Origin of the sequence: Weizmannia acidilactici, from assembly GCF_008974185.1 — a bacterium.
GTDB classification, from domain to species: Bacteria; Bacillota; Bacilli; order Bacillales; family Bacillaceae_C; genus Weizmannia; species Weizmannia acidilactici.
Genome location: NZ_BKZP01000034.1, coordinates 1 through 17,821 on the forward strand (window position 1 = coordinate 1; position 17,821 = coordinate 17,821).

Genomic DNA, 17,821 nt, shown 5'->3' on the forward strand with positions numbered 1-17,821 from the left:
TTATGGCAAATCAAAATCAGGCGGATTGCGCGGCTTCTGCTATCATTTTCGGATGAACAATGCAGCCGAATGCATCATCGCCGGATAAATGCTGCGCCGAAAAGGAAATAAGCGCTTTTTTTACATTCCATGTCTTGTGGTTACTTGTGATTCGAACATCATCCGGCTTATAGGCAACTAGAAGCGATTGTTTTCCAACCGTTTTTGCCGGCACAAGCCGGACGCGTCCGGCCCATCCATCCGGCAGCACCGTTTTTCCTTCCATTAGCCGGTCCGCATCTTCCGCAAGGGCGGCAACTTCTTCCGGAAGCTTTTCTCGGATCGGCACGATAGAGACAACCATTGCCGGCAGCTGCGTCAGCGGATCATACAGCTGGTTGCCGCTGTCTACGAGGCCTTTTAAGGTAAAATCGCAATCCTCGATGCGGATGTGCACGTCAACAAGCTGGTCGTACTTGATTTGTGCCGCCTCAATTCCCTTGATCCGGTTCTTTGAAAAAACCCATGCAGCCGGAATCCCGATGACAATGAATGTCCAGCTGACCGGGTCGCCGAATCCCCTGGTGCTTGCAAGCAGTGCATTCACCTCCATTTGAAAATGGAAGCTTAAAAAATAGTGGACACCGATCAGTATGCCCCCCATCAGGAATGTGGCAAAATAAAAGGTAAGCAAATTGGAAAAAAAATAGCGCCATCTTTTATAGCCGAAAACCGCAAACACCATGGCTACAGAAAAGGCCAGTTTCATAAACGGATTGCCGGCAAAACGGGAAAGTGAAGAGATGAAACCCATGATGATAATACCTGAACCGATGAGGCCGCCCAACAAAATCCGGAACAGACGCACTTTCCGCTTTAAAGCGATGCTTGTCAGCCATAAAAGCAGGCTGTCTGCAAGCAAATTCAATAGCCAAATGGCATCCATATATACTACCAACCGCATCCCCCCTGCACACCGGCTTTCCCATTTACGGGACGAGGGCTGCCGCCTTTTGCGCCCCGCCCCTCTTTGTACGGCTAGTATACCGCATGAACGGCATAAAAGTATGTCAGTTCCTGCTGGCAAAAAAATAGAACTTTTCATTTTTTTATTCGAAAACTGTCAGTGTATCGGAAAACCGGTTCCCGTTTCACGATATAAAAAAGAGCCCGCCGCCACTTAAGGCAAACACCTTTTTGCGGAGACAGGCCTTTTCCATTATTTTCTTCTGTTCCGGTTTCTTAAGAACGTCGGAATATCCAATGTATCTTCGCTGTACTGAACCGCACGGCCGGGATCCGGCTGGGGCTCTTCGTGTTTCGTTTCACGCTTCACCTGGTTTAAAGCCGGTTTTGCTTGCCCAAACGGCGCGCGCTGCTGTTTTGCCGCCTGTGCTTCTTCATTAAAGCCGGTTGCAATGACCGTTACAACGATTTCATCCTTCAGACTGTCATTGATAACAGACCCGAAGATCATGTTCACTTCCTGGTCCGATGCCGAAGCGACAATATCGGCTGCTTCCTGTACTTCATACAAACTTAAATTCGTACTTCCGGTAATGTTCATCAATACGCCTTGCGCGCCATCGATAGATGTTTCAAGCAACGGGGATGAAATGGCTTTTTTCGCCGCTTCCTGCGCACGGTTTTCACCGGAGGCAATCCCGATCCCCATAAGAGCGGATCCTTTATTCGTCATGATCGTTTTGACATCTGCAAAATCAAGGTTGATCAGACCCGGTACAGCAATCAGGTCGGAAATCCCCTGGACACCCTGGCGCAGCACGTTATCCGCTTCCCGGAACGCTTCAAGCATCGGCGTGCTTTTGTCGACAATTTCAAGAAGCCGGTCGTTTGGAATTACAATTAAAGTGTCTACCGCTTCTTTCATGGCATTGATCCCGCCTGCAGCCTGAGTGGCGCGCTTGCGGCCTTCAAACGTAAACGGCCTTGTGACAACGCCGACAGTTAAAGCACCCAATTCTTTTGCAATCTGCGCAATAACCGGTGCTGCCCCCGTTCCGGTTCCGCCGCCCATTCCGGCCGTTACAAACACCATATCCGCGCCCTTTAAAGCTTCCTCAATTTGTTCTTTGCTTTCTTCGGCCGCTTTCCTCCCCACTTCCGGATTCGCCCCGGCGCCCAGCCCGCGCGTTAATTTTGCGCCGATCTGCATTTTGATTTCGGCTTTTGAAAGGTTCAAAGCCTGTGCATCGGTGTTGACCGCAATGAACTCAACACCCTGCAAGTCATGTTCAATCATGCGGTTGACGGCATTGTTGCCGCCGCCGCCAACCCCAATTACTTTTATGGTTGCTAAAGAGTCTAAATTTGTATCGAACTCCAACATTCACTAATCCTCCTAATTCGTATTGCATATCGTTGTTCCGGCCCTGCCGCTTCCGGAAGGCAATTCCACGCCGCGTTTTTGTTTTGACACTGGCTACTCGAAAAACAGGCCAAAGAATTTTTTCATCTTGGACGAAATTTTTTCTTCCTGCCTTGACTCTTGTTTTGGCCTTGGCTTTGATTGCGGCTTTTTGGCCGGTTTCGGCTCTGCATACTCCATCCCCGCCGCCACCGCATGGGAACTCACATTCCTTCCCTGCAACCGGGCGTGCCTGCAAGCGTACTGGATCAATCCCACTGCCGTCGTATACTGCGGTTCGCGGACACCGATATAGTCCGGAATGGCAACTCTTACGCGGTTTTGAAAGACGCTTTGTGCGAGTTCAAGCACGCCGGGCATGTTTGCGGTGCCTCCTGTCAAAACAATTCCTCCCGGCAAATCATGGATCCCGATTCTTTTTAGCTCCTTCTGGACAAACAAAAAGATTTCTTCTAATCTAGCTTCTATAATATCAGAAATTTGCAATTGGTTAAATTGTTCTTTTTGTTCGCTGCCAATAATCTGCACATCGAAAACATCGTCTTCCAGCGCATCCGGGCTGAATGCATGCCCGTGTTTCAGTTTTATCCTTTCCGCATCCTCTGTTGAAGTTCTTAAACAAATAGACAAATCTTTTGTAATATGGTCTCCACCGACAGGCAAAACACTCGTCGTTTGGATATGGCCATTTTCAAAAACAGCCAAAGTTGTGGATCCGCCACCGATGTCAACCAATACGGTCCCAAGTTCCATCTCGTCTTTGGATAACGCAATGGCACCTGCTGCCAGCGGCTGTAAAACAATTTCCGCAATGGTAAGGCCAGCCCTTTCAACGCAGCGCAATGTGTTATGTAAGATTGTTTTGGAAGTGGTCACAATAACCCCTTCCACCTCCAACCTGACGCCGATCATCCCGCGAGGATCATGAATTTCGTCCAAACCGTCCACAATGAATTGCTTTGGAATGACGTTAACAATCTCTCTTTCGGGAGGAATAGAAAGCACTTGCGCCGCATCCATTACTCTTTGTACATCCCCATCTGTTATTTCACGGTTTCCACTCTGCACGGCCACAACCCCATGGCACGGCTGCAGCATCACATGATTGCCCGCAATGCCGACGATCACATGGTCAATTTTCATGCCGACCATTCTCTCCGCCTGTTCAATTGCACGCCTGATCGACAGGACGGTTTCATCTATATCTACAATTGAACCCTTCTTAATGCCCTCGGACCTGACATTGCCAACCCCGATGATATTTAATGAATCATTGGCCATTTCGGCAATGATGACTTTCGTGGTAGATGTACCGATGTCAAGACTCACATAAATTTCACTGTTGTTCATACTGCGGCACCTCCCTTTGCCTTTCTATCAATCTATCCGCCTGAATTATGATCACCAAATAAAAAAGAAATCCGTCCGCAAACGGGCCGTTTCCGTTGTTCCAGTCTGATCAACCCGCCTGCCTTCCCCATTACAGAAGAATAATATAAAGTAAGTATTCTTCATTAGAATGAAATTCCCTTTTTTCAATCGGAACTTTTTTCATTTTCTTTTGATAAGCAAAATATTACCAGCCGTAAACCCAACGGCTTCTAAAATTTGGTTCCATCATAAGTCTACACTAAGATGAACATTGAGAAAAGCGAAATATGCAAGATTACCGGTCATTCTTTTCCGTGTCATAAGCTTTAAAATATGATCCGACTTCAAGGTCGATGACGCCTTTTTTGCCAGGTCCGATCTGGCTGATAATGGAAGGGTAATGGACCATTTTCTCGGCAAACGTCGCGATGCTTGCCCGTACTTCGAAACCGTTGTTCATATAAAGCGTGACAAGCCCATCATCAACTTTCGAAGGGGAATACCGGACTTCCGAAATGGCATTCGTTATCGAATCCGGCAGTTTTTGCATCTGCCCGATCATATCATGCAAATGCCGATCCTGTCGAAAGCCCGAAAAAATCAGGCTGTCGGCCGGGATATTGCGAATGGCGCGGCGGACGATCCGGCCGTTGTCCAATACCGGCAAAAAACGCCCCTGTTCCTGCAAATAACCGATTTTCTCATGTTCTTTCACCTTTATGTACAGATTATTCGGCAGGGCAATGCCCACTTTTACAGATTCAATTTCAGGAATTTGGCCAATTTTCTTTTGAATGGCTTCTTTATGGATATTCCAAATGTTTGTACTGGTTGTCACGCCGCTTTTTTTCAAAATCAATTGCCTGCCGACCGCCTCATTTCCTTCAATCCGGATATGATGGACGCGGCTGAGCGGGGACTCAAGATAAATAATCAGCATAACCAGGGTAAAAAAAGTAGACAAGAGCATGATCAGCCTCCGGTTAGTTTTGCGCCGGCGCTGCTGCTTCAATTTTGGAATCCGGTCTTCTATCGATACGATGTTTTTATTGGAGCGCGCCATCTTGCTCCTCCCTTCATTCTTCCGCCAGCCTTTATTTCGTTCCTGCGGCCAGGTTTTCCATCACTTCATACAGTCTCCAGGAAGCATCGCGGATCCCGAGGTTGCGCGAAGCCATCCGCATTTTGACCAGCTGGTCCTTATCGAGCAAAATCCGGTCAATTAAGGACACCAGTTTTGACGGGGATAAATCTTTCTCCAGCAGCATAAGCGCTGCACCGCTTTCCACAAGCGTCCGCGCATTCTTTTCCTGGTGATTATTGGTCACATAGGGGCTTGGAATTAAAATACCCGGCAGGCCAAGTGCCGTTAATTCGGCAAGCGTCGTTGCCCCCGCCCTGGAAACAACAAGGTCAACCGCACGCAGTACTTCCGGCATATTATGGATGAACGGCACCACTTTGACATTGTCTTTTTCATCAATCAAGGCAATTTCTTTTTGGACGGCCTCGTAATGGACATCACCCGTCACATAAATCACCTGGTATTTTTTCTGTGCAAAATTGGCAAGTGATTTTACAACCGCTTCATTAATCGGTCTTGCACCGCGGCTTCCGCCGAAAATGAGGATGGTCGGGGGCTCCTTTTTTAGGCCGAACGTCTCCAGAACATTCCGGCTGCTTTCCCCCACAACTTCCGAAGCGCGCGGATTGCCTGTCAGCACAACTTTTTTTTCATCAAAAAATTCTCTTGCCGATTCAAAGCAAATCGCCACTTTATCGACATACCGGCTTAAAAATTTATTCGTTAATCCGGGCACGCTGTTTTGCTCGTGGATCATCGTTGGAATGTTCAATTTGGCAGCTGCATATACCACCGGGCCGCATACATAGCCGCCGGTCCCGATCACTACGTCCGGCTTAAATTCCTTAATGATTTTTTTGCATTGGCTGACCCCTTTGAGAAAGCGGACAACCGTTTTAATATTTTCAAATGATAAGGACCGCTTAAAGCCCGTAATGTGGATCGATTTAAACGGGATGTTTTCCCTCGGCACGAGATTGGACTCCAGGCCTCTATCCGTTCCGATATATAAACATTCCGTATCTGGATGTTTTTGCTTAATGGTTCTGATCAAGGCCAGCGCAGGGTAAATATGCCCGCCGGTCCCGCCCCCGCTTACAATAATTTTCATTTTTTCCACCTCAAACTAATATCCATTTGCAATATTTTAATATAGTATGTTTGGAACATTCATTTTTCTATAATACTATATTTTAAACTACAATGGGGCCCCAGTAAAACGATTATTAATAAAATGTTAACGGGATGTTAAATAAAAAAAGAACCCCTTTTGAGGGATTCTTTATCCGCTTACAGACGGGAATGGCGGCTGATGTTTAAAAGCACGCCGATCGCCACAAGCATTAAAGTTAAAGAAGATCCGCCGTAGCTGATAAACGGCAGCGTGATCCCGGTAACCGGCATCAGACCGATGACCACGCTGATATTGATCACGACCTGGATCGCAATCATCGAAATAATGCCGACCGCAAGCAGGCTCCCGAACAAATCCGGCGCCCCGAGCGCGATCCGGATCCCGCGCCAGAGCAAAAGGGTGAACAAAACCAGGACAAAAGTCCCACCGATAAACCCGAGCTCTTCCGACAAAATCGCAAAAATAAAATCGTTTTGCGGCTCGGGAAGATAGAAAAATTTCTGTTTGCTTTCCCCGAGCCCCATGCCGAACAGCCCGCCCGGCCCGATCGCAAACAGCGACTGGATAATTTGGAATCCCGTCCCCCGCGGATCGGACCACGGATCCAAAAAAGAAGTAATCCGCGCCATCCGGTACGGCGCCGATAAAATCAAACCAACAAAGCCGGCAAGCCCGAGCATCCCGAGCATCACGAAATGTGCAATACGCGCACCTGCGACAAAAATCATGACAATACATGTCCCGAACATCACCGTCCCCGTCCCGAGGTCCGGCTGCAGCATAATCATCGCAAAGGCAATAAAAACAAGGCTTAATGCGGGCAGCATCCCTTTTCTAAAAGACGTGACGTACTTTTGGTTTTCCGATAAAAATTTTGCCAAAAAGGCAATCAGTGCCATTTTAATAAATTCGGACGGCTGGATGGAGAAAGCGCCGACCCCGATCCAGCTCCTCGACCCGTTCCGCTCAAGCCCGATGCCGGGAATCAAGACGAGCACGAGCAAAACAAAACATATGATCAGGATCGTTTTCGCCCATGCGCGCCACGTCCAGTAATCGATGCGCATGACCAAAAACATCGCCGCGACGCCGAGCCCTGCAAAAAGCAGCTGCCGCTTCAGGAAATAAAAAGAATCATGAAATTTGTAATCCGCCACAATTTCGCTCGCGCTGTACACCATAATCAGGCCGACCGCCAGCAAAGATAAGGTGGCGATGATCAACAAAAGATCGGGATTGTTTTTTTTCGACGGCATCCGCGAACACCCCAGAAAAGAATTAGGGCCGTAGAAGTGCCGCACAGGCGGCGGAAAAACCGGCGTGCGGAGCAAATAGCCATTCGTCCAAGCCCTTATCTTAACTTATGCACGGCGTCGACGAAAATATCACCACGAATTTCAAAAGATTTATACTGGTCCCAGCTTGCGCATGCGGGAGACAACAGAATAACATCGCCCGGCTCAGATAATTCCCAGGCAACCGGAACGGCTTCTTCCACATTCTCGACGCGCAGGACGACCGGAATGCCAGCTTTTTTTGCAGTGCTTTCCAGTTTCGGCGCAGTTTCCCCGAACGTGATCAAAGCCTTTACATATTTCAGACTCGGGATCAGTTCGTCAAACCCGTTTCCTCGGTCAAGCCCCCCGGCCAGCAAAATCACCGGCTGATGGAATGCTTTCAGCGCGGCTTTGCAGGCGAGAATATTCGTTGCTTTTGAGTCGTTGTAAAATTTCCGGCCTTCGATTTCGCCGATGTATTGTGTACGGTGCTTAACACCTTTAAAAGTCTTCAGCACTTCGCGGATTGCTTCATCACTAGCACCCATTAATTTCGAAGCCGCCACAGCCGCCAAAATATTTTCCAGATTATGGTCACCCGGCAGGACAACTTCGCTGCGGTCCATCATTTTTTTGCCCTTCCACATGATGCTGCCGTCTTTTATGGACGCTCCGTCCTCCAAATATTCCTTTGTGGAAAACGGAATGATTTTTGCTTTCGTAAATGAAACGAGATCCCACAGATCCGGCTGGGCATGGTTCAGGATGAGAAAATCGTCTTCCGTCTGGTTCCTTGTAATATTTGATTTTGCTTTTGCATAAGCTTGTTTTGTCCCATGGTAATCGAGATGGGCTTCATAAATATTCGTAATGATGGCAATATGCGGCCTGAATGTTTGAACGCCCATCAGCTGGAAAGACGACAATTCCACAATCATCTGCTGGTTTGCTGTTGCTTTTTGCGCCACACTTGAAGCCACCGTGCCGATGTTCCCGGCAATTAACGGATCAAGGTTCCGGTCTGCCTTAAAGATTTCATAAATCAGCGTCGTCGTCGTTGTTTTTCCGTTTGTGCCCGTAATCCCGACCATTTCACATTCCGCAATTTTATAAGCCAGTTCGATTTCGGTTATGACCGGGATGCCTTTTTCAATCGCTCCCGCAACGAGCGGGTTTGTGTACGGGATGCCCGGATTTTTTACAATCAGTTCAAATCCTTCGTCCAAAAGTTCAATCGGATGGCTCCCGCAAATGACTTTAATCCCCTGCTCCAAAAGCCCTTGCGCTTCTGCATTCTCTTCCAGCGGCTTGTAGTCGTTGACCGTCACAAATGCCCCGAGCTTATGCAAAAGCGAGGCCGCACTCACCCCGCTTTTTGCCAGCCCCAGCACCAATACTTTTTTATGCTCATAATCTTTTATATTTTTCATATTACATCCACACCTCGATATAAATTCCTAAAATCGCACACAACAGGCCTACCGCCCAGAATGTAACGACCACACGCCATTCAGACCAGCCGGCCAGCTCATAATGGTGGTGCAGCGGGCTCATCCTGAAAATCCTTTTCCCCGTTGTCTTAAATGATATCACTTGCAGAATAACAGACAAGGTTTCGATGACAAATACGCCGCCAATCACGATCAAAAGGATTTCCAGATTGGTCAGGATCGATACTGTTGCAATCGCACCGCCAAGCGCCAGCGATCCGGTATCGCCCATAAATACTTTTGCCGGGTGCGCGTTAAAAACGAGGAACCCGAGCACCGCCCCGACAACAGCGACACAAAACAACGCCACGTCCACCTGCGACTGGTTCCATGCCAAAACGGCGAATGCACCAAAAGCAATCGCTGCCGTCCCGGATACGAGCCCGTCAAGCCCGTCTGTCAGATTGACTGCATTGGAAAATCCGACGAGCCACAAAATGATCACCACGAAATAAAACCAGCCGAGATGGACCGATTTGTCCGTAAACGGAATGGAGACTTCCGAAGATAAGTGGAACTGCCGGAAAATCACATAAAAAATCACCGCAACGATAATCTGACCGAGCAGCTTCTGCTTCGAAGTTAGCCCGAGATTCCGCTTCATTACCACTTTAATAAAATCATCCAAAAATCCGAGCAGCCCGAAACCAATCGTCACCAATAAAAGCAGATACGTCTTGACGGTCGGTTCCGAAAATTTTCCGCTCATGATCAAAGTTGCCGCAACAATCGAAAGCAGGATAATCACCCCGCCCATTGTCGGCGTCCCGGATTTTTTCTGGTGCGATTTCGGTCCTTCTTCCCGGATGCTCTGACCGAATTTTAATCTTCTTAAAAAAGGGATAAACACAGGAGAGAGCAGCACAGAAATAAGGAAAGCCATGAGCGTCGTAAAAAAGATCACTTGCTCCATCATGCCTTTCCCCTCCCTTTCCAGCGATTGCAAGCTTGAAGCAGCAAAGCCTTGCCTTCCCGGCCGGCCAAATCATATGTATGAGGCTTCATGTCCCGGCATTCCGGGCCGTAAAAAATAAAAGATGTCTTCATATCAAAATCCTTGCTTTCTATTTGTTTAAGATAATATTGCACAATTTTTAAGAAGGCGGCATCAAAACCTTCCGCCGCAAACAGCGGAAAATCATTCGGGATATATCGCGGAACCGGCGTATCCTTTTTCCAAAGCGCCGTGATGGCCCCGCTTGCAATTGCCCTGTTGATGTCCGGCTCCCCGTTCAGCGGAATATACAATCCTTTCGGCTGCTTTTTATCCGCAAACACGCTGACAGTTGCAAATTGCAGCGTAAAATCTTTTATTCCGTGCACCAAACTGAAAAGATGGTTAACGTCCCCAAAAGATAACATACTTTCACCGCTCCTTTATCATATCCAGTGCAACTTTCCGGTCATCAAAATCATGCACTTCATTGCCGATGACTTGATACGTTTCATGACCTTTTCCTGCGATCAGCACGACATCCCCAGCATGCGCGCGGAGAATGGCCGCTTTGATCGCTTCCCTGCGATCGGGGATCACATCGTATTTTTGGCCCTCAGCGCCCTTTTCCATATCGCACAAAATGTCGAGTGGATCTTCACTGCGCGGATTATCCGATGTAAAAATCGGATCGGTTGCGTACTTACAGGCGATTTGGGCCATGATCGGCCTTTTCGTTTTATCGCGGTCGCCACCGCAGCCTACGACGACAAAAATGTTTTTCTTGGCAAACTGCCTGATCGTTTTTAACACATTTTCCAGGCTGTCCGGCGTATGCGCATAGTCAACGATAACGGTAAAATCCTGGCCGCCTTTTACGAGTTCAAACCGGCCGCGCACGCCTTCCATTTGTTCAACGGTTTTGATGATCGAGTCAAGCGGGACATTGGAAATATAGCCCGCTGCGACGGCTGCCAGCACATTATAAACGCTGAATTTCCCGGCAAGCTGCAGGTTGATTTCCCGCTTTTCATAAGGCGTAACAAGTGTAAACGCAGTGCCTCCCGCATCCATTACGATATTTTGTGCCATGAAATCCGCCTCATGTTCGATACCGTACGTAATCACAGGTGCTGCAGTCACCTGTTCAAACTCTTTTGAGGCAGGGTCATCCACATTTAAAACAGCATATTTCGGCCTGCTTTGCGGATAGGAATTGCCGAGCTGCGAAAACAATAAACTTTTCGCGCGCCGGTATTCCGCCATAGTTTTATGGTAATCGAGATGATCCTGCGTCAAATTCGTAAAAACAGCGATATCATAATCGCAGCCGTGCACCCTCCCTTCAACCAGAGCATGTGAGGATACTTCCATGACACAGTCTGTTACGCCGCGCTCCACCATCTCATGGAATGTTTTTTGCAGCGTCAGGCTGTCTGGTGTCGTGTTTTTCGTTTTCAATGTTTCATCGCCGATTTTCATATACATCGTGCCGATCATGCCGGTACTTCTGCTTGCGTCCCGGTAAATCTTTTCGATGATATGGCTGGTCGTCGTTTTCCCGTTTGTTCCGGTAATGCCGACCAAATGGAGTTTGCGCGACGGCTGCCCGTAAAACATATCGGCAAGGATGGCCATCGCACGTTTCGTATTGCGGACAACAATGACCGGCACACCCACATTGAGCGGCTTTTCGGCCAAAATGGCGGCCGCGCCCCTTTTTTCCGCATCTTCCGCGAAATTGTGCCCGTCAACGGTATAGCCTTTGATACATATAAACAGGCTGTTTTTTGTAACCAGCCGGTTATCCTGGACAAGCCCGGTAATTTCCGGATTTTCTTCAGGCACTTTGGCAAACGGCAATGCCCGCATTAATGTATGTAAATCCACTTTTCTCAACCCTTCCTATTGCAAAAACAATGCAGCTAAAGTTCCCGATTGAACAAAGTCCTTTTCTATTGTACAAAAAAAACGGCCATTAAGCTATGAAGCATGGCATTTATTTTAAAAAAGTACGGATTTAGGGCCCGGCAAGTGGGAAAATCCGGCTAAAAGGGGCGGCAGGCTTGGGGTGCCGCCCCTTTTTTCACTTCATATAAATCCGGATGGTCGAACCTTCCTCCACTTTGGCGCCGGGTTCCGGGGATTGTTTGATGACTTTATCGCCGGATCCGCTGACATCAAGTTTAAAGTTATAATCATCGTTCAGAATGTCATTTTTTGTCTGCCCGATCAAATCCGGCACCGTTACGTTTGGCGTTTCAAAATAGCTTTTTTCTTTTTCCATCTGTTTTTTTACAGGCTTGATGCCCATCGCGCGCAGGCTGTCTCCGATAATGGTCCCTGCAATTGGCGCGGCGACCTGTCCGCCGAACTGAACTGTATTTTTCGGATTATCGACAGCCAAATAAACGACGATTTTTGGATTGTTCGCCGGAGCAAAACCGATGAAAGACAAAATATAGTTATTTTCTAGGTAGCGCCCGTTTTTTGCTTTTTGCGCCGTTCCCGTTTTGCCGCCGATCGGGTAGCCGTCAACGTATGCATTTTTTCCAGTTCCTTGCGCCACAACGGTCTCAAGTGCATAGCGGATTTGTTTTGACGTGCTTTCCGAAATAACCCTTCTTTTTGCAACCGGCGTTTTCCGCATCACCACTTCCCCTGTTGCGGGATCAACCAATTCTTTCGCAATATAAGGCTTGTAAAGAATGCCGCCGTTAATGGCAGCCGACACCGCCGCAACCTGCTGGATCGGCGTGACGGATACCCCTTGGCCGAAAGCGGTCGTTGCCAGTTCGACTGGGCCGACCTTGTTTGAATTAAACAAAATACCAGAAGCTTCTCCCGAAAGATCGATGCCGGTTTTTTCCCCAAACCCGAATTTGCGGATATAATTAAACAGCGTCTTTTTCCCTAATCTTTCACCGAGCTCTACAAAGCCTGGGTTACACGAATTTTGGACGACTTCAAGGAAGGTTTCGCTGCCGTGCCCGCCTCTTTTCCAGCAGTGCAGCGTTACGCCGCCGACTTCCACGGCACCGGAGTCGTAAAACTTATCTTTTGTCAAATTCACTTTCTTTTCTTCAAGCGCTGCGGCAAGGGTGATGATCTTAAATGTCGATCCAGGCTCATATGTGCTCCATATCGGCAGGTTGCGATTGTATACTTTCTGGGGAACATATTTGTAATTGTCCGGCCGGTATGTCGGCCTGCTCGACATGCCGAGGATTTCCCCCGTATTCGGATCCATCGCAATCGCAATCAGCCCGTCCGGATGGTATTTCTTTTCCGCATTATCGAGCTCCCGTTCAATAATCGTCTGGACTTTTGTATCGATCGTGAGTTTTAAATCCAGCCCGTTTTTCGGGGGCTCATATTCATCGGACATGTCCGACATCTTTTTCTTCCCCTTCGCATCGGTGTAAAACTCGACAGCCCCTTTTTGCCCGCTCAATGCATCGTCATAATACAATTCCAGCCCCGTCAACCCCTGGTTGTCGGCACCGGTAAACCCAAGCACATGGGAAAGATAACTGCCGAACGGATAATACCGTTTTGAATCTTCCGCGATATAGACGCCGGAAAGCCCGAGTCTGCGCACGGCATTTGCTTTTTCATTGCTGATTTTCCTTCCTTCTTTGATTCTGACAATCGAAGTCGCTTTTGTAATTTCTTTATAAATGTTTTCCCGGTCGGCTTTCAGGACATTTCCCAATTTTTCAGCCGTTTTGGACGGATCTTTTACCTGCCTTGGAATGACGAATATTGTCGGGGCACTTTGATTAATGGCAATCGGCACGCCGTTTCTATCCACTATTTTTCCCCTCTTCCCTTCAAAAGGAATGCTCCTGCTCCATAATTCTTTCGCCCTGTTCGTCAACATGTCCCCAAGCCCAAACTGTACATACCCGAGCCGGACGTCCATAATGCTGAAAATAACAATCCCGGACAACAAAATAAAAACAAGCCGCTTTCTTACCGTAACATTTGATACACGCTTCAAGACCGCGCCTCCTTATTCGTCCGAACTTTTTTCAATCGACCGTATTGAAGCCGGACAGGCAGTCCCCCTGTTGCCTTTACACCCATTTATATGCTTGTACTTTTCCTGCTAGTACATTCTCTAGACACGGAGTTGCGGGGTGCATGAAAAAAGCAAGCCTGGCGTATGGCTTGCTTTTTTCATCATTTATGGATTCTCAAACCTCACAGTTATGGTCTGCCCGGATTTTACTTTTGATTTTGCCGGAATACTTTGAGATACGGCGTAGCCTTCCCCGTCCATTTTTAAGCGGAGCCCGAGCAGTTTCGCGGCGCTTGTCACGTCACGCTTTGACCATCCGCTGAAATCCGGGATGATCATCTTGCCGTTTGTTTTCAGGAGCACTTTCCCGTCCGGCAGCAGTTTCTCTTTTGTTTCCGGCAGCTGACCCGTTATAGTATCGCCGTCGCCGAGCACGACAGGCGTCAGTTTTAAAGCTTTCGCTTCCGACTCCGCATCCTGCCGACCTTTGCCGGTAAAGTCCGGAAGCGCCACGGTACTTGCGGTTCCCATTTTTTCCGGCTTAATGTTTAAATACTGCAGACTGTTTTTCATAATCGGGTTAAACAGGTCTTTTACCGGTTCGCTTCCAAGCTCGCCCGCTTTTAAATGGGGCTGCTGGACAAGGGCGTAAACGATCAGTTTCGGATCATCTTTTGGCGCCATTCCGAGAAACGAAAAAATGTAATTGTCCGTGCCGGTCATATACCCGCTTCCGTTCGGGTTCGGAATTTGCGCGGTCCCGGTTTTTCCGGTAACAGAATAACCCGGAATATTATAGGCCGTTCCGGTACCTGTTTTTTTGTTCGTCACAACCGTGCGCAAATAATCACGGACCTTTTTGGCCGTTTCCGCGCTGATCGGATTGCCGACAACAGTCGGTTTCGTTTCTTTTACTTTCCCGTTATCGGGGTTGACCACTTTTTCAACAACATACGGCTTCATCATTTTTCCATCATTGGCGATTGCTGTTGCCGCTTGTACCATCTGCAAGGCGGTGACGGTCGTGCCCTGGCCGAATGTGGTCGTATACCGTTCAATCGCGTAATTGTATAAAATTTTCCCGGAAGCTTCGTTCGGCAAGCCGATTTTCGTCGGCTTCCCGAAACCGAATGCTTCCAAATACTGCTTGAACTTATCTTGTTTAATATAATCGAGCAGCGTAGCAAACGCGACGTTTGAGGAGCGCTGCAGGCCTTCGAGGAAGGTGATTTTGCCCCAGCCTACGCCGCCATTATGGTCCTTGATCGGGGTCGGGACATTTTTTACACGGAATTCCCCCGACTTGTATGTCGCATACGGGTGGAAGACGCCTTCCTGGACGGCCGCCGCGAGCGTAAAGATTTTCATTGTCGAGCCCGGCTCATAGGCGGTTTCGACTGCTTCGTTATGCCATGAAGCGCTCAAGCCTTCCCTCGTTTCCGGGTTGAATGTCGGCCGCTGCCCCATCGCCAAAATTTTTCCGGTTTTTGGGTCAGCGACGATGACAACGGTTTTTTTCGGGTTATATTCCTTCTGCACCTTGTTCAAAGCGTCTTCAACGAAAGACTGGATCTTTTTATCAATCGTTAAATACACATCTTCCCCATCTTTCGGTTTTGTAACCTTTTTGCTTGAGTTCGGCAGGATATAACCCCAAAAATCTCCTTCATATTTGATTTTCCCGTCTTTTCCCTGTAAGGCGCTGTTCATGCTTTTTTCAATGCCCATCACGCCTGTCAGCTGGGCGCTGTTGCTGCTTTTTTGGGCGTAACCGACCAAGTGCGAGGCAAACGCACCGTTCGGATAAGCGCGTTTTGAAGCAGGTTCAAATACGATCCCGGGGAGGTTCAATTTTTCAATTTTCTGTTTGACTTGATAGGAAATATCCTCACCGGCTTTTCCAAACTCAACCTGGAACCGCCCTTTCCGCGTCAACAACTCATAGATTTTCGATTCGGGCATGTCGATATATTTGGCGAGGGCTTCTGCGGTTTTACGGGGGTTGACTACATGTTTCGGATGGCTCGGGTCGATCGTCGCTTTTGGGCTCAAAATGGCGACCAAATTATAGGAAACAACATTTTCGGCTATGGGATCCCCGTTGCTGTCGTATATGTTGCCGCGCTGCGCTTGGATGACGCTTGTCCGCATATATTTTTTGGCCGCCTTGGCCGCCAGCACTTTCCCATCGACCTGACCGGTAATTTCAATCGTCAAAAACCTTACAGTAATGATAAAAAAGGACAGACCGAATATTATAAATAATATCGCTGCCCCCGTATTTGTATTCAGTTTTCTTGATCTCATTTATTTTCAACAACCTTGACATTATTCTCATCAAGCTTTAAGCCAAGTTCCTTCGCTTTTTCGTAAATGCGGTCATAGCGGCTTAACTCGCTTACCTGCATTTTCAAATCATCGGTGACTTTGTTTTTGCTTTGGATCGTTGTTTTCGTGTTTTCAATCGATTTGTTGACATTATAGATGGCGGCTTCCGTCGAAACAATCCGGACCCCCATAAACACAACGAACAAAACAAAAATGCTTGCGATGATCTTTTCCCCTAAAGTGATTTGCGCTCTTCTTTTGACAGGCTGCAGCCTTGTTTCAACCTGCTTCTGCCGTTCTATTGTTGTTTTAGGCTGTCTTGCTAAATTGCTCAAAATGCTCCCTCCTTTTTTCCCTTAACATTTTTCCGCAATGCGCAGTTTAGCCGACCTTGACCGGTTGTTTCCGCCCACTTCTTCTTCGCTTGGAACGATGGGTTTTTTGGTGATGATTTTTAAAGCGGGCTCATATGCTTTCGGTATGACAGGCAGTCCGTGTGGCAAATCTTTCACACTGCTGTTTTCTTTAAATATATTTTTGCAAATGCGGTCTTCCAAAGAATGAAAGGTGATAACGCTGATCCGCCCGCCCGGTTTCAAAAGCGCGATGGCATCCGTTAATGATTCTTCAAAAGCGGACAATTCGTCGTTCACGGCAATCCGGATCGCCTGGAACACCCTTTTGGCCGGATGCCCGCCTTTTCTTCTCGCAGGTGCGGGGATCGCTTTTTTAATAATATCGGCGAGCTGGCCGGTTGTTCGGATGTTTTCTTTTGCACGGTGCGCTTCTATTTTTCGGGCGATTTGTTTTGAAAATTTTTCTTCCCCGTAGCGGAAAAAGATGCGGACCAGATCCTCATACGACCAGTGGTTTACGATTTCGTATGCAGTAAGCGGCGAATCGAGGTCCATCCTCATATCAAGCGGCGCATCGTGCTGGTAGCTGAACCCGCGTTCCGGCGTATCGAGCTGCGGGGACGAAACGCCCAAATCGTACATGATTCCGTCAACCTTTTCCACGCCGCGCGCTTCCAATTCCGTTTTTAAATGCCGAAAATTGCTTTTAATCAATGTTATTCTGTTTAAATCGTTTTGGAATTTTTCCCTGGCATGCTGAATCGCAGTTTCATCTTGGTCGAAAGCGTAAAGACGGCCTTCCCCCGACAGTTTCGAGAGCAGGTATCCGCTGTGGCCCCCGCCGCCAAGCGTACAGTCGACGTATATCCCATAAGGTTTAACATTGAGCCCGTCGACCGCCTCTTTTAACAATACTGTTGTGTGTTCAAACATATTAGGTCTCCTATCCAATCGAAGCAGTTAAAGGTCAAAATCAATGAGGTTCTCCGCAATTTCCGCAAAAGACTCCTCCGATTTTGAAAAATATTCTTCCCATAAACCTTTGCTCCAAATCTCAATTCGATTGGAAACGCCGAGCACGACGCATTCTTTTTCCAATTGGGCATATGCAAGGAGCGGAGCCGGGATATTGATGCGTCCCTGCTTGTCCCACTCGCATTCGGTCGCCCCTGAAAAGAAAAAACGTGTAAATGCGCGTGCATCTTTTTTCGTTAATGGTAGGGATTTTAGTTTTTCTTCAACCAATTTCCATTCATCCATGGGATAGCCGAATATGCAGCGGTCAAGCCCGCGCGTGATAACAAATGTATCGCCAAGCTGTTCACGGAATTTGGCCGGAACAATCAGGCGACCTTTTGTATCGATGTTATGCTGGTATTCTCCCATGAACATAGTCGGCGCCTCCCACTTCATATTAATAATTTACCACAATCCCCCACCTTTCACCACTCTAT

At 47.9% G+C, this 17,821-nt stretch carries 15 protein-coding genes; all 15 read right to left on the reverse strand.

Features of this window, described 5'->3' with window-relative positions; genetic code table 11:
* Positions 1 to 16: 16 nt before the first annotated feature.
* The 15 genes from spoIIGA to mraZ all read right to left on the reverse strand — a co-directional run bounded on the left by spoIIGA (position 17) and on the right by mraZ (position 17,759).
* Positions 17 to 943 carry a sigma-E processing peptidase SpoIIGA gene (gene spoIIGA, locus BpJC4_RS13005; protein ID WP_151698000.1) on the reverse strand — a complete coding sequence of 309 codons (927 nt, stop codon included), beginning with the start codon at positions 941 to 943 and terminating at the stop codon, positions 17 to 19.
* 255 nt (positions 944 to 1,198) lie between these two features.
* Positions 1,199 to 2,329 (reverse strand): cell division protein FtsZ, encoded by a 1,131-nt coding sequence (gene ftsZ / locus BpJC4_RS13010; protein WP_151681359.1) that lies wholly within the window; start codon positions 2,327 to 2,329, stop codon positions 1,199 to 1,201.
* A 93-nt stretch (positions 2,330 to 2,422) separates the two neighbouring features.
* Positions 2,423 to 3,718 (reverse strand): cell division protein FtsA, encoded by a 1,296-nt coding sequence (gene ftsA / locus BpJC4_RS13015; RefSeq protein ID WP_151698001.1) that lies wholly within the window; start codon positions 3,716 to 3,718, stop codon positions 2,423 to 2,425.
* Between the two features lie 316 nt (positions 3,719 to 4,034).
* Entirely contained in the window at positions 4,035 to 4,802 is a 768-nt protein-coding gene (locus tag BpJC4_RS13020; protein WP_151681361.1) for a cell division protein FtsQ/DivIB, read from the reverse strand.
* Positions 4,803 to 4,833: 31 nt separating this feature from the next.
* Positions 4,834 to 5,934 (reverse strand): undecaprenyldiphospho-muramoylpentapeptide beta-N-acetylglucosaminyltransferase, encoded by a 1,101-nt coding sequence (gene murG / locus BpJC4_RS13025; RefSeq protein WP_151698002.1) that lies wholly within the window; start codon positions 5,932 to 5,934, stop codon positions 4,834 to 4,836.
* Positions 5,935 to 6,113: 179 nt separating this feature from the next.
* On the reverse strand, positions 6,114 to 7,214 hold the full coding sequence (gene spoVE, locus BpJC4_RS13030) for a stage V sporulation protein E (RefSeq protein WP_151681363.1): 1,101 nt from the start codon (positions 7,212 to 7,214) through the stop codon (positions 6,114 to 6,116).
* A gap of 95 nt (positions 7,215 to 7,309) precedes the next feature.
* Complete coding sequence (gene murD / locus BpJC4_RS13035) at positions 7,310 to 8,665, reverse strand: UDP-N-acetylmuramoyl-L-alanine--D-glutamate ligase (protein ID WP_151681364.1); 1,356 nt, start codon at positions 8,663 to 8,665, stop codon at positions 7,310 to 7,312.
* 1 nt (position 8,666) lies between these two features.
* Positions 8,667 to 9,641: a phospho-N-acetylmuramoyl-pentapeptide-transferase gene (gene mraY / locus BpJC4_RS13040; protein ID WP_151681365.1), complete on the reverse strand. Its 975-nt coding sequence runs from the start codon at positions 9,639 to 9,641 to the stop codon at positions 8,667 to 8,669.
* The gene (locus tag BpJC4_RS13045) at positions 9,638 to 10,087 is read right to left on the reverse strand and encodes a hypothetical protein (RefSeq protein ID WP_151681366.1); all 450 of its coding nucleotides are present in this window, start codon (positions 10,085 to 10,087) and stop codon (positions 9,638 to 9,640) included. The genes mraY and BpJC4_RS13045 overlap by 4 nt, the downstream gene beginning before the upstream one ends.
* A gap of 4 nt (positions 10,088 to 10,091) precedes the next feature.
* Positions 10,092 to 11,549 (reverse strand): UDP-N-acetylmuramoyl-L-alanyl-D-glutamate--2,6-diaminopimelate ligase, encoded by a 1,458-nt coding sequence (locus tag BpJC4_RS13050; protein WP_151698003.1) that lies wholly within the window; start codon positions 11,547 to 11,549, stop codon positions 10,092 to 10,094.
* Between the two features lie 196 nt (positions 11,550 to 11,745).
* Positions 11,746 to 13,662 carry a stage V sporulation protein D gene (locus tag BpJC4_RS13055; RefSeq protein WP_151698004.1) on the reverse strand — a complete coding sequence of 639 codons (1,917 nt, stop codon included), beginning with the start codon at positions 13,660 to 13,662 and terminating at the stop codon, positions 11,746 to 11,748.
* A gap of 186 nt (positions 13,663 to 13,848) precedes the next feature.
* A complete protein-coding gene (locus BpJC4_RS13060; RefSeq protein WP_151698005.1) occupies positions 13,849 to 15,990 on the reverse strand; it encodes a penicillin-binding protein in 2,142 nt (713 codons plus the stop codon).
* Positions 15,987 to 16,346 carry a cell division protein FtsL gene (ftsL, locus tag BpJC4_RS13065; RefSeq protein ID WP_151681370.1) on the reverse strand — a complete coding sequence of 120 codons (360 nt, stop codon included), beginning with the start codon at positions 16,344 to 16,346 and terminating at the stop codon, positions 15,987 to 15,989. Before ftsL ends, BpJC4_RS13060 begins: the two co-directional genes overlap by 4 nt.
* A 21-nt stretch (positions 16,347 to 16,367) precedes the next feature.
* Positions 16,368 to 17,300 carry a 16S rRNA (cytosine(1402)-N(4))-methyltransferase RsmH gene (rsmH, locus tag BpJC4_RS13070; protein ID WP_151681371.1) on the reverse strand — a complete coding sequence of 311 codons (933 nt, stop codon included), beginning with the start codon at positions 17,298 to 17,300 and terminating at the stop codon, positions 16,368 to 16,370.
* Between the two features lie 27 nt (positions 17,301 to 17,327).
* Complete coding sequence (mraZ, locus tag BpJC4_RS13075) at positions 17,328 to 17,759, reverse strand: division/cell wall cluster transcriptional repressor MraZ (protein ID WP_151681372.1); 432 nt, start codon at positions 17,757 to 17,759, stop codon at positions 17,328 to 17,330.
* Positions 17,760 to 17,821: the final 62 nt, after the last annotated feature.